This is a genomic window from Planotetraspora thailandica, from assembly GCF_016863335.1.
Taxonomy (GTDB): domain Bacteria; phylum Actinomycetota; class Actinomycetes; order Streptosporangiales; family Streptosporangiaceae; genus Planotetraspora; species Planotetraspora thailandica.
The window spans coordinates 1-23813 of sequence record NZ_BOOR01000073.1 but is presented as its reverse complement, the minus strand read 5'-3'; the positions used below and the strand labels follow the sequence as shown (position 1 = coordinate 23813).

The 23813-nt window shown below is 69.5% G+C and carries 29 protein-coding genes; 15 read left to right on the top strand and 14 right to left on the bottom strand.

Features of this window, described 5'->3' with window-relative positions:
* Position 1 precedes the first annotated feature (1 nt).
* The 3 genes from bioD (at position 2) to Pth03_RS36140 (ending at position 3521) form a co-directional block, all read left to right on the top strand.
* The gene (bioD, locus tag Pth03_RS36150) at positions 2-724 is read left to right on the top strand and encodes a dethiobiotin synthase (RefSeq protein ID WP_203948989.1); all 723 of its coding nucleotides are present in this window, start codon (positions 2-4) and stop codon (positions 722-724) included.
* Positions 725-774: 50 nt separating this feature from the next.
* Positions 775-1773 carry a biotin synthase BioB gene (bioB, locus tag Pth03_RS36145; protein WP_203948988.1) on the top strand — a complete coding sequence of 333 codons (999 nt, stop codon included), beginning with the start codon at positions 775-777 and terminating at the stop codon, positions 1771-1773.
* 101 nt (positions 1774-1874) lie between these two features.
* Positions 1875-3521, top strand: coding sequence for an acetolactate synthase (locus Pth03_RS36140; RefSeq protein WP_203948987.1), 1647 nt, complete (start codon positions 1875-1877; stop codon positions 3519-3521).
* 38 nt (positions 3522-3559) lie between these two features.
* Here Pth03_RS36140 and bsaP read toward each other — a convergent pair whose 3' ends face one another.
* Positions 3560-3742 (bottom strand): biotin synthase auxiliary protein BsaP, encoded by a 183-nt coding sequence (gene bsaP, locus Pth03_RS42775; RefSeq protein WP_444544184.1) that lies wholly within the window; start codon positions 3740-3742, stop codon positions 3560-3562.
* Between the two features lie 39 nt (positions 3743-3781).
* On the opposite strand from bsaP, the gene Pth03_RS36135 reads away from it, so the two are divergent.
* Positions 3782-4159 carry a thioesterase family protein gene (locus Pth03_RS36135; RefSeq protein ID WP_239119632.1) on the top strand — a complete coding sequence of 126 codons (378 nt, stop codon included), beginning with the start codon at positions 3782-3784 and terminating at the stop codon, positions 4157-4159.
* A 10-nt stretch (positions 4160-4169) separates the two neighbouring features.
* Here Pth03_RS36135 and Pth03_RS36130 read toward each other — a convergent pair whose 3' ends face one another.
* The 8 genes from Pth03_RS36130 to Pth03_RS36100 all read right to left on the bottom strand — a co-directional run bounded on the left by Pth03_RS36130 (position 4170) and on the right by Pth03_RS36100 (position 9984).
* Entirely contained in the window at positions 4170-4382 is a 213-nt protein-coding gene (locus Pth03_RS36130) for a biotin/lipoyl-binding carrier protein (RefSeq protein ID WP_203948986.1), read from the bottom strand.
* Positions 4383-4408: 26 nt separating this feature from the next.
* Positions 4409-4660, bottom strand: coding sequence for a hypothetical protein (locus Pth03_RS41820; protein WP_239119631.1), 252 nt, complete (start codon positions 4658-4660; stop codon positions 4409-4411).
* A complete protein-coding gene (locus Pth03_RS36125; protein WP_239119630.1) occupies positions 4600-5055 on the bottom strand; it encodes a biotin carboxylase N-terminal domain-containing protein in 456 nt (151 codons plus the stop codon). The genes Pth03_RS41820 and Pth03_RS36125 overlap by 61 nt, the downstream gene beginning before the upstream one ends.
* Before the next feature lie 133 nt (positions 5056-5188).
* Complete coding sequence (locus Pth03_RS36120; RefSeq protein ID WP_203949023.1) at positions 5189-6448, bottom strand: HD-GYP domain-containing protein; 1260 nt, start codon at positions 6446-6448, stop codon at positions 5189-5191.
* 11 nt (positions 6449-6459) lie between these two features.
* Positions 6460-7812 carry an HD-GYP domain-containing protein gene (locus tag Pth03_RS36115; protein ID WP_203948985.1) on the bottom strand — a complete coding sequence of 451 codons (1353 nt, stop codon included), beginning with the start codon at positions 7810-7812 and terminating at the stop codon, positions 6460-6462.
* A gap of 324 nt (positions 7813-8136) precedes the next feature.
* A complete protein-coding gene (locus Pth03_RS36110; RefSeq protein ID WP_203948984.1) occupies positions 8137-9048 on the bottom strand; it encodes an NAD-dependent epimerase/dehydratase family protein in 912 nt (303 codons plus the stop codon).
* Positions 9049-9079: 31 nt separating this feature from the next.
* Positions 9080-9346, bottom strand: coding sequence for a mycothiol system anti-sigma-R factor (gene rsrA / locus Pth03_RS36105; RefSeq protein WP_203948983.1), 267 nt, complete (start codon positions 9344-9346; stop codon positions 9080-9082).
* Positions 9343-9984, bottom strand: coding sequence for a sigma-70 family RNA polymerase sigma factor (locus Pth03_RS36100; RefSeq protein WP_203949022.1), 642 nt, complete (start codon positions 9982-9984; stop codon positions 9343-9345). Before Pth03_RS36100 ends, rsrA begins: the two co-directional genes overlap by 4 nt.
* A gap of 212 nt (positions 9985-10196) precedes the next feature.
* Between Pth03_RS36100 and Pth03_RS36095 the strand changes: the two genes are divergently transcribed.
* Positions 10197-10937 carry a class I SAM-dependent methyltransferase gene (locus tag Pth03_RS36095; RefSeq protein WP_203948982.1) on the top strand — a complete coding sequence of 247 codons (741 nt, stop codon included), beginning with the start codon at positions 10197-10199 and terminating at the stop codon, positions 10935-10937.
* On the opposite strand, the gene Pth03_RS36090 is transcribed toward Pth03_RS36095, so the two are convergent.
* Positions 10934-11266 (bottom strand): TraR/DksA family transcriptional regulator, encoded by a 333-nt coding sequence (locus tag Pth03_RS36090; RefSeq protein ID WP_203948981.1) that lies wholly within the window; start codon positions 11264-11266, stop codon positions 10934-10936. The genes Pth03_RS36095 and Pth03_RS36090 overlap by 4 nt on opposite strands.
* A 136-nt stretch (positions 11267-11402) precedes the next feature.
* A complete protein-coding gene (locus tag Pth03_RS36085; protein WP_203948980.1) occupies positions 11403-12161 on the bottom strand; it encodes an SOS response-associated peptidase in 759 nt (252 codons plus the stop codon).
* 102 nt (positions 12162-12263) lie between these two features.
* Between Pth03_RS36085 and aroA the strand changes: the two genes are divergently transcribed.
* Both aroA and rsgA read left to right on the top strand, forming a co-directional pair.
* The gene (gene aroA / locus Pth03_RS36080) at positions 12264-13580 is read left to right on the top strand and encodes a 3-phosphoshikimate 1-carboxyvinyltransferase (protein ID WP_203948979.1); all 1317 of its coding nucleotides are present in this window, start codon (positions 12264-12266) and stop codon (positions 13578-13580) included.
* A 43-nt stretch (positions 13581-13623) separates the two neighbouring features.
* Entirely contained in the window at positions 13624-14652 is a 1029-nt protein-coding gene (gene rsgA, locus Pth03_RS36075; RefSeq protein ID WP_203949021.1) for a ribosome small subunit-dependent GTPase A, read from the top strand.
* Here rsgA and Pth03_RS36070 read toward each other — a convergent pair whose 3' ends face one another.
* The gene (locus tag Pth03_RS36070) at positions 14653-15090 is read right to left on the bottom strand and encodes a DUF4442 domain-containing protein (protein ID WP_203948978.1); all 438 of its coding nucleotides are present in this window, start codon (positions 15088-15090) and stop codon (positions 14653-14655) included.
* An 83-nt stretch (positions 15091-15173) separates the two neighbouring features.
* On the opposite strand from Pth03_RS36070, the gene hisN reads away from it, so the two are divergent.
* Positions 15174-15956, top strand: coding sequence for a histidinol-phosphatase (gene hisN / locus Pth03_RS36065; protein WP_373318657.1), 783 nt, complete (start codon positions 15174-15176; stop codon positions 15954-15956).
* Between the two features lie 2 nt (positions 15957-15958).
* Here hisN and Pth03_RS36060 read toward each other — a convergent pair whose 3' ends face one another.
* Both Pth03_RS36060 and Pth03_RS36055 read right to left on the bottom strand, forming a co-directional pair.
* On the bottom strand, positions 15959-16768 hold the full coding sequence (locus Pth03_RS36060; RefSeq protein ID WP_203948976.1) for a fructosamine kinase family protein: 810 nt from the start codon (positions 16766-16768) through the stop codon (positions 15959-15961).
* Positions 16755-17165 carry a low molecular weight protein-tyrosine-phosphatase gene (locus tag Pth03_RS36055; RefSeq protein WP_239119629.1) on the bottom strand — a complete coding sequence of 137 codons (411 nt, stop codon included), beginning with the start codon at positions 17163-17165 and terminating at the stop codon, positions 16755-16757. The genes Pth03_RS36060 and Pth03_RS36055 overlap by 14 nt, the downstream gene beginning before the upstream one ends.
* A gap of 209 nt (positions 17166-17374) precedes the next feature.
* On the opposite strand from Pth03_RS36055, the gene pstS reads away from it, so the two are divergent.
* The 7 genes from pstS (at position 17375) to Pth03_RS36020 (ending at position 23662) form a co-directional block, all read left to right on the top strand.
* On the top strand, positions 17375-18481 hold the full coding sequence (pstS, locus tag Pth03_RS36050; RefSeq protein WP_203948974.1) for a phosphate ABC transporter substrate-binding protein PstS: 1107 nt from the start codon (positions 17375-17377) through the stop codon (positions 18479-18481).
* A 5-nt stretch (positions 18482-18486) separates the two neighbouring features.
* The gene (gene pstC / locus Pth03_RS36045) at positions 18487-19467 is read left to right on the top strand and encodes a phosphate ABC transporter permease subunit PstC (RefSeq protein ID WP_203948973.1); all 981 of its coding nucleotides are present in this window, start codon (positions 18487-18489) and stop codon (positions 19465-19467) included.
* A 5-nt stretch (positions 19468-19472) separates the two neighbouring features.
* On the top strand, positions 19473-20348 hold the full coding sequence (pstA, locus tag Pth03_RS36040; RefSeq protein WP_203948972.1) for a phosphate ABC transporter permease PstA: 876 nt from the start codon (positions 19473-19475) through the stop codon (positions 20346-20348).
* Positions 20349-20351: 3 nt separating this feature from the next.
* Positions 20352-21128 carry a phosphate ABC transporter ATP-binding protein PstB gene (pstB, locus tag Pth03_RS36035; RefSeq protein WP_203948971.1) on the top strand — a complete coding sequence of 259 codons (777 nt, stop codon included), beginning with the start codon at positions 20352-20354 and terminating at the stop codon, positions 21126-21128.
* 18 nt (positions 21129-21146) lie between these two features.
* Positions 21147-21851, top strand: a complete 705-nt coding sequence (locus Pth03_RS36030; protein ID WP_239119628.1) for a response regulator transcription factor — start codon at positions 21147-21149, stop codon at positions 21849-21851.
* A 270-nt stretch (positions 21852-22121) separates the two neighbouring features.
* Entirely contained in the window at positions 22122-22454 is a 333-nt protein-coding gene (locus Pth03_RS36025; protein WP_203948970.1) for a YciI family protein, read from the top strand.
* On the top strand, positions 22451-23662 hold the full coding sequence (locus Pth03_RS36020) for an RNA polymerase sigma factor (protein ID WP_203948969.1): 1212 nt from the start codon (positions 22451-22453) through the stop codon (positions 23660-23662). Before Pth03_RS36025 ends, Pth03_RS36020 begins: the two co-directional genes overlap by 4 nt.
* The last annotated feature ends 151 nt before the right edge of the window (positions 23663-23813 follow it).

Sequence of the window (23813 nt, the reverse complement as noted above, 5' to 3'; positions counted from 1 at the left end):
CGTGAGCATCCTCGTTGTCACCGGGACCGACACCGGCGTCGGCAAAACCGTGGTCACCGCCGCCGTGGCCGTACTCGCCAGGCGGAGAGGGGCGGCGGTCTCCGTCGTGAAGCCCGCCCAGACGGGCGTGGCGGCCGGAGAGCCCGGGGACCTGGACGAGGTGATCAGGCTGTCGGGCGTGACCACCACGTTCGAGTTCGCCCGGTTCCCCGACCCGCTGTCCCCGGCCGCGGCCGCCCGGGTTTCCGGCCTGCCGCCGCTGTCCCTGCGCTCGGCCGCCGACCGCGTCCGGGAGCTCGCCGAGTCGCACCGGCTCGTGATCGTCGAAGGCGCCGGCGGCCTACTCGTACGGTTCGACGAAGACGGAGCCACGCTCGCCGACCTGGCGCACGACCTGGGGGCGCCGGTGCTCGTGGTGGCCAGGGCGGGTCTCGGCACGCTGAACCACACCGCGCTCACGCTGGAGGCCATGGCGGGCCGCGGCCTCGACCTGGCGGGAGTGGTGATCGGCTCGTGGCCCGCCGAGCCCGGCCTCGCGGAGCGCTGCAACGTCGCCGATCTGGAGACGCTCGCCGCCCGGCCCCTCGCGGGGGCCCTGCCCGAAGGCGCGGGAGCGCTCACGCGCGCGCGGTTCGCCGACGTCGCCCGCGCCGGCCTCGCCTCTTCCCTGGGGGGTGTGTTCGATCCTTCCGGATTCCGCTCGGCCTTTAAGCTTTCGTTGTGACCGAAACCCCTCACTCAACCTCGCAGTCGCCTGAAGCGGAACGGAGCCCGGTGGAAACCGACATCGTGGAAGTGGCCCGGGTCCAGGTGCTGGAGGAGGGCAGGGGTCTCGACGCGGCCCAGGCTCTCGCGTGCCTGACACTGCCCGACGAGCGTGTGCCTGAGCTGCTCGCGCTGGCCCATGAAGTGCGGATGAAGTGGTGCGGTCCCGAGGTCGAGGTCGAGGGGATCATCTCCCTCAAGACCGGCGGCTGCCCGGAGGACTGCCACTTTTGCTCGCAGTCAGGCCAGTTCTCCTCCCCCGTCCGCGCCGCGTGGCTGGACATCCCCTCCCTGGTCCAGGCGGCGGTCGAGACCGCGCGGACCGGCGCGACCGAATTCTGCATCGTCGCGGCCGTGCGCGGCCCCGACCGGCGGCTCATGGACCAGGTGCGCGAGGGTGTCAAGGCCATCCGTGAGGCGGTCGACATCAACGTGGCCTGCTCGCTGGGCATGCTCACCCAGGCCCAGGTGGACGAGCTCGCCGAGATGGGCGTGCACCGCTACAACCACAACCTGGAGACCGCGCGTTCGCACTTCTCCCATGTGGTGACGACCCACTCGTGGGAGGAGCGCTGGGAGACCTGCCTGATGGTCCGCGAGGCCGGCATGGAGCTGTGCTGCGGCGGCATCGTCGGCATGGGAGAGACGCTGGAGCAGCGGGCCGAGTTCGCGGCCCAGCTCGGCGAACTGGCCCCCGACGAGGTGCCGCTCAATTTCCTGAACCCGCGCCCCGGCACGCCGTTCTCCGACTATCCGCTCGTGGAGGGCACGGAGGCGCTCAAGACGATCGCGACCTTCCGGCTCGCCCTGCCGCGCACCATCCTGCGCTACGCGGGCGGGCGCGAGCTGACGCTGGGCGACCTCGGGACGCGCGACGGCATGCTGGGCGGCATCAACGCGATCATCGTCGGCAACTACCTGACGACACTCGGCCGGTCGCCGGAGCAGGACCTCGGGCTCCTGGCCGACCTGAAGATGCCGATCAAGGCGTTGTCCCAGACCCTCTAGGGACACGACCTGGCACCACGCGTGTCAACGCGTGGATTCGGGGCAGTTCTGCCAGACCGACAGCCCAGACCGGCTAAGTGACTGACTGGTAGGTTCACCGCATGGAGTCCCCCAAGCACGCAGGCGACATAGCGGTCGCCGTTTCTCAGGCCTACGGCGTCGAGACGATGTTCACGCTGTCCGGCGGCCATGTCTTCCCCCTGTACGACGGGGCCGTGCACGAAGGCATGCGCATTCTCGACGTCCGCCACGAGCAGAGCGCGGTCTTCGCCGCCGAGGCGACCGCGCGCCTGACCAGAAGACCGGGCCTCGCGGTGCTGACCGCGGGTCCGGGCATCACCAACGGCGTCTCCGGCATCGCCACCGCCCATTTCAACGGTTCACCCGTGGTCGTGCTCGGGGGGCGGGCGCCACGGTCCCGGTGGGGTTCGGGCGCGCTCCAGGAGATGGACCACCCGCCGCTGCTCGAGCCGATCACCAAGCTCGCCTTCACCGGCGGCGGCGCGGAGTCGATCGGGCAGGACGTGGAGATGGCCTTCCGTACGGCTGTCGCACCCCACCGGGGCCCGGTCTTCCTCGACTTCTACATGGACGACCTGTTCTCCCCCTCCGTGGAGCACACCACCGAGACGCTGACCCCGTCCCCGCTGGAGCCGGACACCGACGCGCTCGCCGAGATCGCCCGCCTGCTCGCCGAGGCGGAGCGGCCGGTGCTGGTGCTGGGCTCCGACGTGTGGATGGAGGGGGCGGAGGAGGCCGCGCGCGACTTCGCGGAGGAGTTCCGCCTCCCCGTGATCCCGAACGGCCAGGGCCGCGGCATCCTTCCCGCCGGTCACGAGCTGCTCGTCACGCGGGCCCGCGGCGCCGCCTTCGGGCAGGCCGACCTCGTGGTCGTCGTGGGTGCCCCGCTCGACTTCCGGCTCGGCTACGGATGGTTCGGCGGCAAGGACGGCGCTCCTCTGGCCAGGGTCGTGCACATCGGAGACGCGCCCTCGCAGATCGCCACGCACACCGGCCTGTCCGGGTCGGCCGCGGGCGACCTGTCCGTGCTCTTCTGGAGCCTCAGCGCCGCCTGCGGCTCGGCCGGCGTTAACCCCAAGGCGTACGCGCCGTGGCTGGCCAGGCTTTCGGAGACCGCAGCGGCGGCGATCGCGGCCGACGCCCCCCTGCTGGAGTCCGACTCCGACCCGATCCACCCCATGCGGATCTACGGCGAACTGGGCAAGGTGCTGGCCGACGACGCCGTCGTGATCGGCGACGGCGGCGACTTCGTCTCCTACGCGGGCAAATACGTCGAGCCGCGCCGGGCCGGCAACTGGCTCGACCCCGGCCCGTACGGCTGCCTCGGCACCGGCCTGGGCTACTCCATCGCCGCCAGGATCGCCCGCCCCTCGTCGCAGGTCGTGCTGCTCCTGGGCGACGGCGCTGCCGGGTTCTCCCTGATGGACGTGGACACGCTGGTCAGGCACAAGCTGCCCGTGGTCATGATCTGCGGCAACAACGGCATGTGGGGGCTGGAGAAGCACCCCATGCAGCTGCTGTACGGCTACGACGTGGCCGCCGAGCTCCAGCCGCAGACCCGGTACGACCAGGTGGTCACCGCTCTGGGCGGCGCGGGTGAGCTCGTGACGTCCCCGGCGGAGATCGGCCCGGCGCTGCGCAGGGCCTTCGACTCGGACGTGCCGTACATGGTCAACATCGTCACCGACCCGCAGATCGCCTACCCGCGCAACACCACCGGGCTCTGAGCGCCGGAAAGCCCGGCCTCGTCAGTGCGGGGCCGGGCTCAGCCGGCGGAAACGCCGTGCTCGGAGCACCGGGCCGACCAGTTGCGCGGGGTGACCTGAACGATCATTCGCCGGCGGCACCGCGGGCAATAACGGGGCGGCTCCATCGCCCGAGCGGCCTGGCAGAGCGTGTGATCGCCCTCGTCGGAGGAACCGCCACAGTGATCGCAGAAGGGGTCCACAGTCCTTACCCTATTCGGCGTCCTAATAGGCTGGCACGCATGACACTGGCTCCCGGCCTGCGCTCCGAGGTTCTGATCATGGTGGAGCGGGAAGACACGGCCATCAAGGTGGGCAGCGGCGACGTGCCCGTCCTGGGCACGCCGCGGCTTCTCTCGTTCGCCGAGGCCGCCACCGTCAAGGCCGTGCAACGTTACCTCGCGCCCGGCCTGACCTCCGTCGGCACGAAGATCCGTCTCGACCATCTGGCGCCGAGCCCGGTCGGGATGCATGTGGAGATCGCCGCCGAGCTCACCGAGGTGGACGGCCGCAGGCTGGTCTTCTCCATCGTGGCCGTCGACAAGAGGGGAACCCTCGTGGGCACCGGCACGATCGAGCGGGTCGTGGTCGACCGCGAACGCTTCCTCGCCAGGCTGTAGCCCCTGCGGACTACTCGATGACGGCGATCAGGTCGCCTTCCTGAATGACGTCGCCCTCGGCGACCTTCAACTGGACCACGGTTCCGGAATCCTCGGCGATGACCGGGATCTCCATCTTCATCGACTCCAGGATGACGAGCGTGTCGCCGTCCTCGACCGTGTCACCCTCAGCGACGACGATCTGCCAGACGTTCGCCACCATCTCGGCGCGCACCTCGGCCACGTGCAATCCCCTCCATCAAGATCCAACTATCGGGCTTTCCTCATCCGGGAAACCAGCCCCGTGTCGTAGTCCCCGCTCGCGAACTCCGGGTCGTCCAGCAGTTCGGCACAGAAGGGCAGATTGTTCTTGGGCCCTTCCACCCGGAACGCGGCGATCGCCGTACGGGCCCGGTCCAGCGCGTCCTTGCGGGTCGCGCCGTAGACGCAGAGCTTGGCCATCAGCGGATCATAGAACGGTGTGACGGTGTTTCCGGCCACGTGGCCCGAGTCGACGCGCACGCCCTCACCCGCAGGTTCCTCCCGTCGTGGGCGACGCCCATGCCGATTCCACCGCCGCCGCCCGCGGTCTTCACCATGACCGGGTATCCGATCCGCTCGGCCTCCCACACGGCATCCGCGAGCGCCCCCACCGGCTCACGGGTCCCGGCGGCGACCGGTTGGACGGCTTGGGCGCCGGTCGAGCGAGCGGCGGCGATGACCTTGTCCACGTCCAAATAGCTCCGCGCCGGCGCGGCCGGGCCGAGGAGGACGGCGTCGTCCGCCTCGGTCACGAAGGGCAGATCGGCGTCCGCCTCCGAATGGACCGCTATCGCGCGCAGCCCCATCCGCTGAACCGTACGGATGACCCGCCGGGCGATTTCGCCACGGTTGGCGACGAGGACTGAGTCGAACACGCAGCCACCTTATGGCGAGGCACGACTCCCGCTCCCCGACCGTTTCCAACGGAACCCGCTGAACGAATCTGTAGGGTCGCCACAAAATAGATGCCCGAAGCGCACCCCAGGACACGGTTTGGTGAGATGTCTGCTACAAGCGGGTCATGAGCCGGTCGACCACCCGAGCCATCGCGTCCACCACGGCCGCGTCGTACTCCGTCCCGCCGTCGAGGCGCAGGCGGTCCAGCGCCGCGGCCGCGCGGTCCCTGTCGGTGGAGGCGCCGACCAGGTCGTCGAAGGCGTTGGCCGCCCGGATGATCCGGCTGGCGATCGGCGGAGCCTCGCCGACCGGGTCGCACTGGCGCCTGACGATGTCGGCGACGCCGTGCAGGACGCCTGTCTGCCTGATCACCTCGGCTCCCAGCTCGGCGATGCGCCTGGCCTGCACCGGGTCGGTCAGCACGGTGGCCCCGCCGGGAATCGGGTCGCGCAGCGAGAGCTGGCCGATGTCGTGCATGAGGGCGGCGTATTCGAGCTCGAGAAGCTGAGGCTCCGACAACCCCAGTTCCCTGCCGATGGCGATCGACAGCTGGCTCACCCGGCGCGAGTGGCCTGGCTCGACGTAGCCCCCCACCTCGGTGACCCGGCTCAGCGCCCGCACGGTCTGCAGATAGGTGGCCCGGATGCCCGCGTATTTACGGAAGGCCACCTGGGTGACCAGCAGCGGAGCGGCGAAGGCCGGCAGCGCGGTCAGGTCCATGCTGTGTGAGGCGAGCGCGAGGAGCATGCCCGACGCCGCCACGGCCGCGCCCAGCGGCGCGGCCATCCTGAACTCGTCCCGTACGGCCACGCCGAACGCCGTCCTGACCTGCTCGGCCCGCAGTGCGGCGGCGATCAGCACGTCGGCGGCGAGCATGACGGCGATGAGCAGCGCCATCACCCCGAGGGCAGGCCACCAGTCCCCTGTGGTGCGGGCGATGTCGTAGAGCGAATGCGCGAACGGGCGGTAGGCGAAGGCCAGCAGTGAGCCCGCGAGAAGCCGCCTGGCCATCGCGTCCAGGCGCGGCGGGCGGCCGACGGCGACGTGCGGCAGCGCGCCGGCGATCATCCCGACCGACATCACCGCCACGACCTGCAGCGCCGACTGGGTCGCCTCACGCCCGCCGACGTCGAGCAGCAGCGCGTAGCCGAGGGAGGCCGCCGTGGAGACCGGGGCCACCTCGCGGTTTCCCGGCATGGTCAGCCTCGCCAGCTCGCCGGCGGCGATCAGCACGCCGAACCCGATCGCGACCCGGGAGTCCGCCAGGCCGGCCGCGGCCGTGTGGGAGATGCCCGCTATGGTCAGCATCCCGGCAGCGCAGATGAGCAGGAGCTGCCCGGAGTCGAGTCCCTGAGACCGCGGAGCGGCCATCCGCCGCTCGCTCACCGCTCCGACACCACTTGAATCGGCATCGTCGGGTCGTCGTGGTCCTTGACGGTCGTCTCGGCCAATTCACCGGGAGGCTCGGGAGCGGTCTGCGCCAACGGCCAGCCGTCCCTCCCCAGCGCCTTGATGAAGTTGCTGACCATGATCGGATCGAACTGCGTTCCGGCGTTCTTGAGCAGCTCGGCCACCGCCACGTCGAGCGGCTTGGCCTTCCGGTAGGCCCGGTCGGAGGTCATCGAGTCGAACGCGTCGGCCACCGCGATGATCCGGGCGAACTCCGGGATCTCCAGCCCGGCCAGGCCCATGGGATAGCCCTTCCCGTCGTGCCGCTCATGGTGGTGCATGATCCCGGCGAACGCCTCGTCGAGGAAGTCGATGCCGCGCACGATCTCCAGGCCGCGCATCGGATGGAGCTGGATGGCCGCGAACTCCTCCTCGGTGAGCTTGCCCTCCTTCTGGAGGACCTTGGTCGGCACGCCCAGCTTGCCCACGTCGTGGAGCATCCCGGCGTAGCGGATGGCGCGGAGCCGCTCGGTGCCCATCCCGATCTCCTCGGCGATCATGGAGGAGGCCGCCGACACGCGCGTGCAGTGTCCCCGCGTGTAGTAGTCCTTCGTCTCCACTGCCTGGCACAGGGCGGCGATCGTCGCGTCGTAGGAGCGCTGCTCGGCGTGGTAGTGCCCCAGCGCCCACCGGGCGACGAACAGGGGAAGCAGGACGAGCACGGTCGAGATCGACTGCACTGTGGCCCACAGGCCCGCGATGAGCAGGCCGAACGTGGCGTATCCGACGTAGGACCCGAGGAACTGGAAGATGCTGCGCAGCGCCACCTGATGCCGCCCTACCCCGCCCACGAGGAGCAGGATGGTCGCGGTCAGCACCACGTTGATCACGACGAAGGCCGCGGTGGCCGCGCCGTACGGGATGAGGATGCCGGGGAAGTCGGTGATCTGCGGGAGTCCCGGCACGCCGCCGGCTGTCTCGAAGGCCCAGCCGGCCGCGTAGCCGCAGATGACGAATTGCGCGCCGTTGAACAGCCGTTTCACGAGGGGGAGCCCGGGGCGGACGCTCAGCACGGCCATCAGGCCGACCAGCGCCGCGCCCTCAGGCCCGACGAGGACGACGGCCGCGAGCGCCGCCGAGTAGCTCACAGATACGGCGGCCTGCGGCACGTTCAGCAGCGTGGGAACGGATTCGCAGACGAGGAACAGCAACGCCAGCACGAGAAGTGTCGGCCATTCGACCCGGTCCATCCATCCCGCCACCAAGACGCAGTGCGCGAGAAGGAAGACCGCGGCCAGATTCAGCGCGACGGAGTAGACCTTGGCAGGCCACGGCAGTTCCCGCATGACGGCCACCTCGGATAAGGGACACCTCTTGATCTATCTAGCACGAAGAGGATCCGTCGGGCACGGGCTACGTCCAGGAGATTCCCGGAGTTCCCGGAAGGGTGCCGGCCAGCACGACCACCGGGGTGAGCAGCCCCACAGCCGCCAGCAGTCGGACGATGGTCTTCCCAAACATGTGCCTGCCTCCACATCGATTCGGCATTCAGGCTACAGAACGCGACACCGGCGATCGGGGATGTCGAGGCTTCGCGGCCAAACCGTAATCAAGCAATCACGCTGTGTTGAATTATCCCGATTTATCGGCCAGCTACACCGGTGAAACGGTCAATCTCTGGCCGCCCACTCGATCGTGGCCTTGAGACCGGAGGGCAGATCATGCGCCGGACGCCATCCGAGACCCTCCAGGGCGGGGGCGGGATCAACCGCCATGGCGGGCAGGTCGCCCAGGCGGGGCGGCTCGAAGGCGGGTTCGTCCGGCACCCCCGCCGCGGCGGCGACGAGCGAGTGCAGCCGCCGGTCGGTGGTCTGCACTCCCGTCCCGATGTTGAACCGGCGCCCGTCCCCCCGCTCCCCGCAGGCGCGGGCGAAGGCGTCGACCACGTCGTCGACGTACACGTAGTCGCGCGTCTGAGATCCGTCGCCGTACAGGACCGTGCGCCGCCCGGCGAGCAGGGCGTCGGTGAAGATCGCGACCACGCCCGCCTCCCCGTCGGGGGACTGCCGCGGGCCGTACACGTTGGACAACACCAAAGTGGTGTATTCAAGCCCATAGAGACCGCGATAGGCCGCCAGATACACCTCTCCGCTCAACTTGGACGCGGCGTACGGCGACCGCGGGTCGGTGGCGGCGTCCCCCGGCACGGGGATCACCGCCGGCCTGCCGTACGTGGCGACCGACGAGGCGAACACGACCTTGCGCGCCCCGGACCGGCGTGCGGCCTCAAGGACGTTGGCCGTGCCCTCGACGTTCACCTGGGCGTCCCGCACGGGGTCGGCGACGCTCTTGCGCACGCTGATCTGCGCGGCCAGATGGCAGATCACCTCGGGCCGCCACCTCTCGGCGAGCGCCCCGACCCCGGGGTCACGGACGTCGAGGACGTGCAGCGCGGCCTCCGGGTTGCGGTTGCCCCCGGACGACAGGTCGTCCACGACCGCAACCTCATGACCGCCGGTCACCAGCCGGTCGACGAGGGTCGACCCGATGAATCCCGCTCCGCCCGTGACCAGTACGCGCATGCCACGCCCTCCAAACGTCAGAGGGCAGATCCTATTCGGCCAGCTGGGCGCGCACCTGTTCGATCCGGCTCAGCACCTTTTCACGCAGGTCGTCGGGCACGGGGTCGCAGCCGCAGTGTTTGGCCACGAGCTGCTTGACGACCTTCTCCAGGCCGTATTCCTCGAGGCAGGGGTGGCACTCGTCGAGGTGCTGCCTGATGTCGGCACAACCCGACTCGTCCAGCTCGCCGTCGAGATAGGTGTAGACCCGGTCGAGTACGTCGCTACACGGGGTGTCGTGGTGGTTCCCGCAGCTCATCGCCCCTCCTGGCCAAGAGATTCGTCGTTTCCCCCGCTGCGGGAGTCCGACCGCGCCAGACCGCGGTCGCGTGCGTAGTCCTCGAGCAACGTCCGCAACTGGCGGCGGCCACGATGCAGGCGCGACATCACCGTACCGATGGGAGTGCCCATGATGTCGGCGATCTCCTTGTACGGGAAGCCCTCGACGTCCGCGAGGTAGACCGCGATGCGGAACTCCTCGGGCAGGGCGGCAAGCGCGTTCTTCACGTCGCTGTCGGGCAGGTGCTCGAGCGCCTCGATCTCGGCGGACTTGAGACCGCTCGACGTGTGCGACTCGGCCCGGGCGAGCTGCCAGTCCTCGATCTCCTCGGTCCCGGCGTGCTTGGGCTCGCGCTGCTTCTTGCGATAGCTGTTGATGAAGGTGTTGGTAAGGATGCGGTAGAGCCAGGCCTTGAGGTTCGTGCCCTCTTGGAACTGGTGAAATGACGCGAACGCCTTCGCGAAGGTCTCCTGCAGGAGATCCTCGGCGTCGGCAGGGTTACGGGTCATCCGGAGCGCGGCGGAGTAAAGCTGGTCGAGATACGGCATGACGTCGCGCTCGAACCGCTCACTGCGCTGCCCCAGAGTCTCCTCAGCTGTCTTGGAGACCGGACCCACCCCCTTCAGAACACCGTACTTAGCCGAGAATACCGGCCGGGTAGCGGCGAACCTGCCTGGGGCTTCCGGCAGCACCAACGTGTTCATGCTCACCTGTAACCGGGCGGGCGTAGAGTCTGTTCCCGGTGCAGTTTGAGGTGACGAACGCCTCCGCAAGGGGAAATACATACGTACCGGCTGGTAGCCCGGAAATCGACGTCCAGGAGCCGCTCGTGCTGCCTATTCCGGCCAACGAACTCAACGGCTCGGGCACCCTCGGGCCGTACTGGACCTTTTACCATGCGGTCGTCGCCGAGCAATTGCGCACGTGGCTTCCCGCCGAGCCCTCACTCCTCGTGGACCTTTCCGGGGGCCGGGGCCGCTGGCCCTCCCAGGCGGCCCGTGCGGGGCACCGGGTCATCGAGGTCATGGACTTCCGCAGGCCGGCGGAGCGGCGTCTGAGGGACGCCTCCGACCTCACCCAGAAGGTCAGGGCCGACGACCTCGGGTTCCTCCCCGACGCCGTCGTCGACGCCGTCGTCGCCGAGGAACGCGTGCTGTCTATCGAGATCATGGCCGAGTCGGTGATGGAGGACATCGCCCGGGTCCTCAAGCCCGGCGGGCGCGCCCTGGTCTGCGTCGACTCCCTGGTGCTGGGCATGGCGATCCTCGCCGAGCAGAACTACTGGGCGCACCTGTGCCAGACGGGCGAGGTGATGCTGGTGCCGTGGCCGGACGGCGGCATCACCCGCTGCTTCACCAGCGCCCAGGTGCGGGAGCTGGTCACCGGAGCCGGGCTCGAGGTGGAGTGGGTCCGCCCGAGGACCGTGTTGTCACCGTCCATGGTCGACCGGGTGCTCGGCTCCAACAGCCGCTCCCTGGGCTGGCTGGTCCGCACAGAACTGGAGAGCCAGCCTGCCGACGACGACACGGTGGGCATCCACCTCGTCGCGAGCGCCAGGAAACCCGGTTAGCGGCGGCGTTCCCGCTTCGACTGGCACTGGACGCACCGGGCGGCCTCGGGCCGCGCGTCCAGTCGTCCCTCGGGCACGGGGCGGCGGCAGTCGACGCACCGGCCGTAGACGCCGCCGTCGATGCGGCTCAGCGCCTCCAGCACCTCTTTGCGCTGCCGTGAGGCGACGTCGAGCATGGCCTGGGTCCTGTCGGCGTCGGTGAGGTCGGATCCGGCGTCGGCCGCGGACCTTTCCGGCACGGCGACAGGATCGCCCTTGAGAACCCTTATCGAGCGATCGAGCTCTTCGAGCATGATTTCCAGGCGCATACGCGCGGTCGCGACATCCACGAATCCGCACCTCCGGGAGTGTGGGGAACACCCGCCGAGAGCCCCGGTCTCCCGACAGGTCGGCATTTATTACGGCGAAGTGAACCGCTTTCCTCACCGGATGCCCATTTAGCGCGCTACTTACACCATTGGTGTTCTAGAAAAGCGTGCCGCCGTTCCCATTGTTGGCCGATCCGTTCCCTTCGCCCTCGACCGGAACGATCAGGGAGGCGCCGTTGTTGCGCACGTTGTTCACCGCGATGGACACGGGATGCGCCACGAGCCTGCCGGGGCTCGCGGGCACGAGGAGGTGCGCCGGGTCGGGCATCCCGGGGTCGAGCCACTCGCCCCAGCGGTCGCGCTCGACCATCATCGGCATGCGGTCGTGGATGCGGCCCAGATCGTCTTCGGCGGTCGTCGTGATCACGGTGCACGTGCACAACCATTTGAGCGGGTCGTCGTCGGCCCGGGTGGGGTCCTTCCAGAATTCGTACAGCCCGGCCATCGCGAGCACCCCGCCGTCGGCCGGGTGGATGAAATAGGGCTGCTTCTTCTTGTCCTCGGTCGGCATCCACTCGAAGTAGCCGTCGGCGGGCAGCAGGCACCGCCGCGACGCGAACGCCCTGCGGAAGGCGGGCTTGTCCCCCACCGTCTCGATCCGCGCGTTGATGAGCCGCGAGCCGATCGACGGGTCCTTGGCCCAGCTCGGCACCAGGCCCCAGCGCACCACCCGGAGCTGCCGCACCGCCCGGGCTCCCTCGATCTTGGGCACGCGGCTCATGACCGCGTAGACCTCCTTGGTGGGGGCCACGTTGTAGTCGGCTCCGAGCTCCTGGTCGGGCGCGCCGTCGAGCTCGACCTCGAACTCCTCGAGAAGCTCGTGCTTCTTGCGCGCCGACGCGTATCTCCCGCACATGGGCCCCAGCCTGCCACCACCGATGGGTGATCGTCACGACCCGGGCGCGGTGCGGGCTCGGCTGCATGGGTCCCGGGGAGGCCGCGACGATAGGCTTCTCGCATGTCCACTCCGCAGTCCGAATCGCGTGACGCGGCGGCTCTCTGGGCGGCCCCGGCCGCGGCCGAGCCGGTCCGCGCGACCGTCCGCCTGCCCGGATCCAAGTCGGTGACCAACCGCGCGCTGCTGCTCGCCGCCCTCGCCGACGGCCCCGGCGTCGTACGGCTGGCCCTGCGCAGCCGCGACGCCGATCTCATGGCGGCGGCGCTGCGATCGCTCGGCGCGGAGATGACCCCGTCGAACGAGAGCACCTCGAGCGTCGACTGGGCGATCACCCCAAGAGCGGTCCGCGGCGGGGCGACGATCGACGTCGGCCTGGCGGGCACGGTCATGCGGTTCGTTCCGGCGGTGGCCGCGCTCGCCGACGGCCCGGTGTCGTTCGACGGCGACCCGGCCGCGCGCAAGCGGCCGATGGGCCCGATCCTCGGGGCGCTGCGCGCCCTGGGCGCCACCGTGGACGGCGAGGCGCTGCCGTTCACCGTCCGGGGCCCGATCGTGGGCGGCGAGGTCGTGCTCGACGCATCCACCTCGTCCCAGATGGTCTCCGGCCTGCTCCTGGCGGCCGCGCGCTTCGAGAAGGGCGTGACCGTACGGCACAGCGGCCCCCCGGTGCCGTCGATGCCGCACATCGCGATGACCGTCCACATGCTGCGGCAGGCGGGCGTGGTGCTGGACGACTCTGCCGAGGACGTCTGGCGGGTCGAGCCGGGGCCGATCAAGGCGATGGACGTCACCGTCGAGCCCGACCTGTCCAACGCGGCCCCGTTCCTGGCCGCCGCACTCGTCACGGGCGGCACGGTCGAGATCCCCGGCTGGCCGGAGGAGACGACACAGGGCGGCGACCAGCTCCGCGACCTCCTCGCCCTGATGGGGGCGACCGTGACCCGGCTGCCCGGCGGCCTCCGCGTCACCGGCACGGGCGCGGTGAGGGGCGTCGAGGCCGACCTGCACGAGGTGAGCGAGCTGACGCCGACCGTCGCCGCGCTGGCCGCGCTCGCCGACGGACCGTCGCGCATCAGCGGGGTGGCCCATATCCGCGGGCACGAGACCGACCGCATCACCGCGCTCGCCACCGAGATCAACCGCCTCGGTGGGGACGCCAGGGAGACCGCCGACGGCCTGGAGATCCACCCCCGGCCGCTGACCGGCGGGGTCTTCCACTCCTACGAGGACCACAGGATGGCCACGGCGGGCGCCGTGATCGGCCTGGCCGTACCAGGAGTGCGGGTCGAGGACATCGCGACCACGGGCAAGACGCTGCCCGACTTCCCAGCCATGTGGGCGGCCATGCTGGGCGACACGGGGGCGGACGCGAAGTGAAGGGCCGCACGGACGTGCGCACGAGACGATCGGGGCGCGCGCGCTGAGGAAACGGCAGTACGACGAGGACGACGTCAGGGTGAGGCCGGGCAAGGGGTCCCGCCCCCGGACGCGGGTGCGCCCTGCCCATGAAGAGGCGGTCGAGGGTTTCGTCGTGGCCGTCGACCGGGGCCGTTACACCTGCCTCGTCGGGCCCGGCATCCCGGGAACGAGCCGCCGCCGCGCCAAGAGGCCCGAGCGCACGCTCGTGGTCGCGATGAAGGCGAGAGAGCTCGGCCGCAAGGGGATCGTCGTCGGCGACAAGGTCGCGATCGTCGGCGACGTCACAGGGCACCCGGACACCCTGGCCAGGATCGTGCGGGTGGAGGAGCGCGCGTCGATGTTGCGGCGCAGTGCCGACGACATCGACGACGTCGAGCGTCCGATCGTGGCCAACGCCGACCAGCTCGTGATCGTCACGGCGCTCGCCGACCCGCCGCCCCGCCCGCGGATGATCGACCGGATGCTGGTCGCCGCGTTCGACGCCGACATCGATCCGCTGTTGTGCCTCACCAAAGCCGACCTCGCCTCGCCGGAGCAGCTGGTCTCCCTCTACGATCCGCTCGGCGTGCCGTACGTCGTCGTGGAGAAGGGCGGCGACCTCGACGAGGTGCGGGAGCGGACCGCCGACCGGGTGAGCGTGCTCGTCGGCCATTCGGGGGTGGGGAAGTCGACGCTGGTCAACGCCTTGGTGCCGCAGGCCAGGAGGGCCGTGTCGCACGTCAACGCGGTGACCGGCAGGGGCAGGCACACCTCGACCTCGGCGGTGGCGCTGGAGCTGCCGGGCGGCGGATGGATCATCGACACGCCCGGGGTGCGCAGTTTCGGCCTGGCCCACGTGTCCGTGGAGACCGTGCTGGCCTCCTTCCCGGACCTCAACGAGGCCACGGTCGACTGCCCCAAGGGCTGCACCCACCTGAGCGGTGCCGGCTGCGCGCTCGACAGGTACGTCGAGGAGGGCCATGCCGATCCCGCGCGGCTGGAGTCGCTGCGCCGCCTGCTGGCCAGCCGCGAGGGATCAGACGACGACTGATCAGCGATTGGGGCGCAGCGTCCAGGAGACGGTCATCTCGGAGACGACCGCGCCGTTCGCCCCGGCGATCTCGACGGTCACGTCGAATTCGGGCCGCCTGCCCGCGTCGAGCTCGCCGACGACCTCGGCCCGGTCGGCGCGGAGGACGGCCGAGGCCGTCACCTCGCCCTCGGCGAGCTTGGCGTAGCGGATGGTGGCCTGGGTGGCGAGGGGGACGGCCCGGGAGAGCTGGTCGCCGAACGCCGAGAGCATGGCCGCGCCCGAGGCGGTTTCCGCGAGGGTGAACAGGGCGCCCGCGTGCGGCCCGCCCACGTGGTTGTGCAGATCGTCGCGGTCGGGCAGGCGGGCGACGGCCGTGCCGGCCCCTACGGAGTCGAAGGTGATGCCGAGGAGCCGCGCGAACGGCACGCTGTCGAGGAGGAAAGCCGCGATGTCCATGATCGAAGGTTACCGATCAGTACGTTTTGGAGCGATCCGGACCTGATGTAATCGGGGTCCGGCACGATAACTTGGGGCCTGTGATGGGATACAGCGACGATCTGCGACTCGCACATGTGATGGCGGACGCCGCCGACGACATCACGATGCGCCGATTCAAGGCCGTCGACCTGAAGGTCGACACCAAGCCTGACCTCACGCCGGTCAGCGACGCCGACAGGGCCGTGGAGGAGGCGATTCGCGGCACCCTGCGCCGCGCCCGGCCCCGCGACGCGGTCGTGGGCGAGGAGTTCGGCCGCACGGGGTACGGCATGCGCTCGTGGGTCATCGACCCGATCGACGGCACGAAGAACTACGTGCGCGGCGTGCCGGTGTGGGCGACCCTCATCGCGTTGATGGATGAGGGCAAGGTCGTCGTCGGCGTCGTCTCCGCTCCCGCGCTCGGCCGCCGCTGGTGGGCCGTCAAGGACGGAGGCGCCTGGACCGGCCGCAGCCTCACCAAGGCGAGCCGCTGCCAGGTGTCGGCGGTCGGCCGGCTCGGCGACGCCTCCTTCGCGTTCTCCGACCTGGAGGAATGGGAGAAGGACAACCGGCTGGACGGTTTCCTCGACCTCACCCGCCAGGTGTGGCGCAGCCGCGGCTACGGCGACTTCTGGTCGCACATGATGGTCGCCGAGGGCTCGGTCGACGTCTCCGCCGAGCCCGAGCTGTCGCCGTGGGACATGGCGGCGCTCACCGTCATCGTGGAGGAGGCCGGCGGCACCTGCACGGCGCTCGACGGCACCGGCCCCCTCGACAGCGGCAGCATGGTCTGCACGAACGGCCTGCTGCACGGCGAGGTGCTCAAGCGCCTGTCGCGTTCCTGACGTCACATGGCGAGCACGTCGGCCGCCGCGGTCAGGAGACTGCCCCGGTAGGCCTCGCCGTACAGGCAGACGTGCACGGCCAATGGGTGGAGCTGGTGCAGCGGCACCCGCTCTCGCCACCCGTCCGCCAGGGGTGCGGCCTCCCGGTACGCGCCCGTGATCGTGGCCAGGTGGGGCGCACCGAACAACGCCAGCATGGCGAGGTCGGTCTCCCTGTGCCCGCCGTGGGCGGCCGGATCGACCAGCACGACCCACCCGGAGGCGTTTCCTTCGGTCGCCCAGAGCAGGTTGCCGTTCCACAGGTCTCCGTGGATGCGGCTGGGCGGCTCGGGGGGCCCGCCCACCTCGCCCGCGCGTTCGCACGCCTCCTCCACCAGTTCGACGTCGGCCGCCGTCAGCTGCCCGGCGTCCCTGGCCTGCCGTACGAAGGGGAGGACGCGGCGGGAGACGTAGAACGACGGCCAGTCCGGGGCGGGCGTGTTGTCCATGAGTAGCTCGGCGATCGTCCCGGGCCAGGGCGCGCCGAACCCCTGCGCGCCCGAGGTGTGCAACGCGGCGAGTTCGCGGCCGAACCGCTCGGCCGCCGCGGCGGTCGCCGGTCCGGTCTCGATCCACTCCAGCACCAGATGGCCGGCCCCGGACTCGATCACCTCGGGTACGGCAACGGCCTCCGACTCGGCCAGCCAGCGCAGGCCCGCGGCCTCGGCGGTGAAGTCGCCGCCCTTCTTGACGAAGGCCCGCCGGCCGTCGGGGAGAGCGGCCTCGTGCAGGGTCCAGGCATGGCTCCGGCCGAGATCCTTAGTGATCTTCAAGGTGTTTCGCCAGCCCCTCCGCCGCCGCTTCGACCATGGCGAGCACCTCCTCGAACTCCTGCCTGCCGTCGTAGTAGGGGTCAGGGACCTCGGCCCCTTCGGGGGCGGCGGGGTCGAACGAGCGGAGAAGCCGGATATCGGCGCCGGGAGGGGCGATCCGGCGCAGGGCGCGCAGGTTGTCCTCGTCCATCACCAGGATGAGGTCGCGCTCGGCGAACCAGGACGGGTCGAACTGGCGGGCGCGGTGGGCTGAGCCGTCGTATCCGTGCGCGGCCAGGGTGGCGAGGGCACGCTCGTCCATGGGGTCGCCCGCGTGCCATCCCCCCGTGCCTGCGCTGTCGACGACCACGTCGAGCCCCCTGGCCGCGAGGACGCTCCGCAACACGACCTCGGCCATAGGGGAGCGGCAGATGTTTCCCATGCATACCAGACATACGTGCTTCATGAACCAATACTCCCGCACACCCATCGTGACCTGCTCGTTATTTGTCACGATCACCACAAGAGACCAGGCCCGTTCACTACTCGTTCACCTTTACCAAGCGATCCGGTCACCTTGGATCCCTAGTGTCCTGGGCGACGAGAAGACAAGCGGGAGGAATCACCGTGAAGTATGCAGGCCGGCTTGCCGCGGCCGCCATTATCGGCGCGCTTTCGCTCGCCGCATGCGGCACCGACAACAACAGCGGCGACTCTGGCACCTCGGCCGCCCCCTCGGGCGCTGCCACCGGTAGCAGCCTGTCGGGCACGATCAACGCCGCCGGCTCCTCCGCCCAGGCGAACGCGGTCGACGAGTGGAAGAAGGGCTTCCAGTCCGCGAACCCCGGCGTGAGCGTCAACTACAACCCCAGCGGCTCCGGCGCGGGTGTCCAGTCCTTCATCCAGGGCACCGTCGCGTTCGCCGGCTCCGACTCGGCGCTGAACGACGAGAAGGGCGAGCCCGCTCAGGCCGACGCTCGCTGCAAGACCGGCAAGGCGATCAACCTGCCCATGGTCATCGGCCCCGTCGCGGTCGTTTACAACCTGCCGGGCGTTGACGGCCTGCAGCTGTCGCCGAAGACCATCGGCGGCATCTTCAACAGCAAGATCACCAAGTGGGACGACCCGGCGATCAAGGCCGACAACCCCAGCGCCACGCTGCCCTCGACCGCCATCCAGGCGTTCCACCGCTCGGACGAGTCGGGCACCAGCGACAACTTCACCAAGTTCCTCAAGGCGACCGCCGAGTGGCCGTACGAGTCGGGCAAGGCGTGGCCGGCCGAGGCCAAGGGCCAGGGCGCCAAGGGCTCGGACCAGGTCGCCGCTTCGGTGAAGAGCACCGAGGGCGCGATCGGCTACGTCGAGATGTCCTTCGCCGAGAACTCGAGCCTGCAGACCGCCAAGGTCGCCAACGGCTCGGGCGAGTTCGTCGACCTCACCCCGGAGAACGCGGGCAAGACGGTCGAGGCCGCCGAGGTCGTGGGCACCGGCAACGACCTCAAGCTCAAGATCGACTACGCCACCAAGGCGGCGGGCGCCTACCCGATCGTCCTGGTGACCTACGAGATCACCTGTGAGAAGGGTCTCTCGGCCACGGACCTCCCGCTGGTCAAGGCCTTCCTCGGCTACACGGCGAGCGACGCCGGCCAGCAGGCCCTCACCACGCTCGGCTACGCGCCGCTGCCGGCGAGCCTCATCAGCAAGGTCCGGACCGCTGTCGAGGCGATCTCCTAACCCTGATGGCCACGTCTTTTTCGAAGACCGAAGGCGGGCCGGCGATGCGCCGGCCCGCCTTCCGGCGCAGCCGCGGCGATGGCCCGTTCCGCTTCCTGTCGACCGCCTCAGGCATAGTCCTGCTGGTGATCATGGCGGCGATCGGCGTCTTCCTCGTCGTGAAGGCGATCCCCGCTCTTCAGGCGAACACGTCGCACTTCCTGACCGAACTGACCTGGAACCCGAACGCCACCCAGCCCGTCTTCGGAATCGGCGCACTGGCCTTCGGCACCCTCATCAGCTCGTTCATCGCGCTCATCATCGCCACTCCTGTGGCGGTGGGCGTCGCCCTGTTCATCTCTCACTACGCACCCCGTCGCCTCGCCTCCGCACTCGGCTATCTGGTGGACCTGCTGGCCGCCGTCCCCAGCGTCGTCTACGGCCTGTGGGGCGTGGCCTTCCTCGTGCCCTTCATGCTGTCCCCGTCGAGCTTCCTCAACAAATACTTCGCCTGGATCCCGATCTTCGGAGGCGACCAGGTGGTGGGTAAGAGCATGCTCACGGCGTCGCTCGTGCTCGCGATCATGATCCTCCCGATCATCGCCGCGATCTCCCGAGAGGTCTTCCTCCAGGCTCCGCGGATCCAAGAGGAGGCGGCGCTCGCCCTGGGCGCCACCCGCTGGGAAATGATCAGGATGGCCGTCCTTCCCTTCGGCCGTCCCGGCGTCATCACCGCCGCGCTGCTCGGCCTCGGCCGGGCCATGGGCGAGACGATCGCCGTCGCCCTGATCTTCCCGGCGACCTTCACCATCTCGTTCCGCATCCTCAGCGCCAACGGCAACAGCATCGCCGCCAACATCGCCAACGGCTTCGGCGAGGCCACGCCCATCGGCCGCGGCGCCCTCATCGCGTCCGGTCTTGTGCTGTTCCTCATCACCCTGCTGGTGAACACGGCAGCCCGCCTCGTCATCGCCCGCCGCAAGGAATACGCGAGGGCCGCAGCGTGACAGTCGTGACCGGAATCCAACCCATCTCCGCCGGCAGGCGCGTCAAGGACCGGGCCGTCCAAGCCCTGGTCTACCTCGCGTTCGCCATCGCCGTCGTCCCGCTCGTGTCGGTTCTGTGGCTGGTCATCAGGAACGGGCTCAAGCGGTTCGACATCGAGTTCCTCACGCATTCGATGCGCAACATCGGCGCCAGAGACGCGGGCGGCGGCGCCTACCACGCGATCATCGGCACTCTCGAACAGGTGCTGCTCGCTTCACTGATCGCGGTGCCGATCGGCCTGCTCACCGCCATCTACCTGGTGGAGTACGGCAACGGCGGCAGGTTGTCGCGGATCGTCAGCTTCTTCGTGGACGTCATGACCGGCGTCCCTTCCGTCGTTTCCGGCCTTTTCATCCTGGCGTTCTGGATCCTCGCTCTCGGCATGCCGTTCTCGGGCTTCGCCGGCGCGCTTGCGCTCTCGATCCTGATGATGCCGACGGTGGTCAGATCGGCGGAGGAGATGCTGCGCCTCGTGCCGAACGAACTGCGAGAGGCGTCCTACGCGCTCGGCGTGCCCAAGTGGCGCTCGATCGTCAAGGTCGTGCTCCCGACGGCGTTCACCGGCATCGTCACGGGCGTCATGCTGGCCGTCGCCCGCGTCGCAGGCGAGACGGCTCCGTTGCTGCTCGTCGTGTTCTCCACCGACTCCATCAACAACGACCCGTTCAACGGGCCGCAGATGGGTCTTCCGCTGTACGTCTTTGATCAGGCCAGCCGCCCCAATGACACGGCCATCGACCGGGCCTGGGCCGGGGCGCTCACGCTGATCCTGATCATCATGCTGCTTAACCTGGTCGCGCGCCTCATCTCGTGGTGGCGTTCGCCCGCGAAGAGGGGATGAGAGATGGCCAAGCAGATCGAGGTCTCCGATCTCGACGCCTACTATGGGTCGCACAAGGCGATCGAGGGCATCTCGATGACCATCGAGCCGCGCTCGGTCACGGCCTTCATCGGCCCGTCCGGTTGTGGCAAGTCGACGTTCCTGCGGACCCTCAACCGTATGCATGAGGTCATCCCCGGAGCTCGTGTCGAAGGCAAGGTCCGCCTGGAGGACCAGGACCTGTACGGCCCCAGCGTCGACCCGGTGTCGGTACGCCGCACCATCGGCATGGTGTTCCAGCGCCCTAACCCGTTCCCCACGATGTCGATCTTCGACAATGTGGCGGCGGGCCTCAAGCTGAACGGCCGCTTCTCCAAGTCGCAGCTGGAAGGCGTCGTCGAGGAGTCGCTCAAGGGCGCCAACCTGTGGAACGAGGTCAAGACCCGGCTCAACAAGCCCGGTGCCGGCCTGTCCGGCGGTCAGCAGCAGCGCCTGTGCATCGCGCGGGCCATCGCGGTCAGGCCGCAGGTCCTGCTCATGGACGAGCCCTGCTCGGCCCTCGACCCGATCTCGACCCTCGCGATCGAGGATCTGATCTCCGAGCTGAAGCAGGAGTTCACGATCGTCATCGTGACGCACAACATGCAGCAGGCCGCCCGCGTCAGCGAAAAGACGGCGTTCTTCAACCTCGCCGCGCAGGGTCAGCCCGGGAAGCTCATCGAGATGGACGAGACTTCCAAGATCTTCACCAACCCGACGCAGAAAGCCACTGAGGACTACATCACCGGACGTTTCGGCTAAACCGCATAGGAGGATCGGGTGGCGGCACCCGCAGTGGAGGGGGACACTCGGTCGGCACCCATGCTTCTGGTGGCCGATCCGGACGCCGGCCTCATTCAACAGCTGGCGACGGCATTGGAGGCCGAAGGGGTCGACGTGACCGGGGCCGTGGACGGCGCTCAGGCGCTGCTCCAGGCCGGCGCGCTCAACCCTGACGCCGTGCTGATCAGTTCGTCTCTGCCCATCGTCGGCCCGGTCGAGTTCGTCCGGGCCGTACGGCTGGCCCGTGCCGTGCCGGTTCTGCTCGGTATCGACTTCGGGGGCGATACCGAGCAGGCGCTCCAGGCTCTCGAAGCCGGGGCGACCGCATGCGTGGCCCGGCCGTACCGGGTGCATGAACTGCTCCCGCTTGTGCAGGCCGCGTTCCGGCGGCAGGGCGACCATCGGGTCGTGCTGACGATCGGCGACGTGGAGCTCGACGTCTCGGCCTACCAGGTCAAGGTGGCAGGGACAATCGTCCATCTGCCGCTACGAGAGTTCGAGCTGCTGCATTACCTGATGCGCAACGCCGACAGGACCGTCACGCGCGAGCAGATCATGCGGCACGTGTGGCATTCCACGGACACCATTTCAACGAACACGATCGCCGTCCACGTCAAGCGGCTGCGTGCCCGGCTGGGCGACGACGAGGACAAGATGATTCAGACCGTCCGCGGAGTCGGGTATCGCCTCGTCTCCGGATGACCTGAATCGCCACCCGCCCGCGGGTTCCTCTAAAGCAGTTTGAGGAACCCGCGGGCGGTCGCATGTAATCCGCTTGATAGCCGGCGAGCGATTCCCGGTCGGGGCGAACGTGTCGTAGCGGAGCTCCCCGGAGCCCGTCGTCGTGGCCACGCGGCGTACGAAAATCCTCGAGAAACCTCGCAGAGTGTGTCGGATCGAGGCAGCGGCGTTCGTAGCAGGGGTGAGAGGCGGCCCGAGGGGGCGGCCACACGACCACAGGAGATGATCCCGATGGCGCAGTATCAGATGTCCGTGCTCGACGAGACGGCCGGCCTCGCCACTGCGGAGGAAATGGCCGCGATCGACGCCTTCAACGAGCAGCTCAAGGCCGACGGCCACTGGGTCTTCGCCGGGGGCCTCGCGTCGCCCAGCACGGCCACCGTCGTCGACGGCAGGGGCGGGGAGCCGGTGTTCACCGACGGGCCCTACCTGGAGTCCAAGGAGCACATCGCCGGCTTCTGGATCATCGATGCCCCCCACCTCGACGTGGCGCTGCGGCTCGCCGCCCTGGGGTCGAAGCACTGTAACCGGAGGATCGAGCTCCGGCCGTTCTTCGGCGAATGACCGACGTCGGCGAGGTGATCATCCGGGTCCACCGCGAGGAGTGGGCCCGGGTGGTCGCGACCCTGGCCAGGCGCCTCGGGGACCTCGACATCGCCGAGGAGATGGCCGCCGATGCGTTCGCGGTCGCCGTAGAGCGCTGGCCGGTCGACGGCGTCCCGCCGAATCCCGGCGCGTGGCTCATCACCACTGCCCACCGCAAGGCCATCGATCGGCTCCGGCGCGAGGTCAGGCGCGAGGAAAAGCACAAGGAGGCGCTGATGCTGTTCGACGCCCCCGAGCCGCTCGGCGCCCTCGACGACGACCGGCTCCGCCTCGTCTTCACCTGCTGCCACCCCGCTCTCGCCATGGAGGCGCGGGTTGCGCTGACCCTGCGGATGGTCGGCGGGCTCACCGTGCCCGAGATCGCCCGCGCGTTCCTGGTCGAGGAGACCGCTATGGGCCGACGGATCACCCGCGCGAAGGCGAAGATCAAGGCGGCGAAGATCCCCTATGGCGTGCCGTTACGTGAGGACCTCCCGGCTCGGGTCACCGGGGTCCTCTCCGTCCTCTACCTGATCTTCAACGAGGGCTACCTAGCCTCGGACCCCGAGAAGGAGCCGGTCCGCGGCGACCTGACCGCCGAGGCGATCCGGCTGACCCGGCTGGTCCGTGCCCTGATGCCGGCGGACGGCGAGATCGCCGGACTCCTGGCGCTGATGCTTCTGACGGAGGCCCGCGGGGCCGCGCGGGTATCGGCCAACGGTGAGCTCGTCGCCCTCGACGAGCAGGACCGCGGCGCCTGGGACCGCGAGCTGATCGCCGAGGGGCACACCCTGGTCCGTGCGCGCCTCTCCTCCGGCCAGGCGCCGGGGCGTTACCAGATCCTCGCCGCGATCAACGCTGTCCACACCGACGCCCGCGACATCCGTGACACCGAATGGCCGCAGGTCGTCGCGCTCTACGACCAGCTGGTCCGGCTCGACCCCTCGCCGATCGTGCGGCTCAACCGGGCGATCGCGGTCGCCGAGATCGACGGCCCGCAGGTCGCGCTGGCGGAGGTGGACGGTCTGCCGCTGGAGGGCTACCACGCCTTCCATGCCACCCGCGCCGACCTGCTGCGCCGGAGCGTGGAGTCACGGGCGGCGTATGACCGGGCCATCGGTCTGGCCGGCAACACCGCCGAGGCGGCGTATCTCACCCGTCGCCGCGACCAGCTGGCCGGCCCGTGAACCGCACCACCCCGGTCACCGCCTCAGCCTCATGCCCCAGCACGGCCCGCGCGTCTCGTGATACCCCGAGCCCATCTGCATCTCCGTGATCGTACGGCTCGGCCCGTGTCTTGTCTTGCGAGGGAATGTATTGCAGGGGAAAGACCCCTGG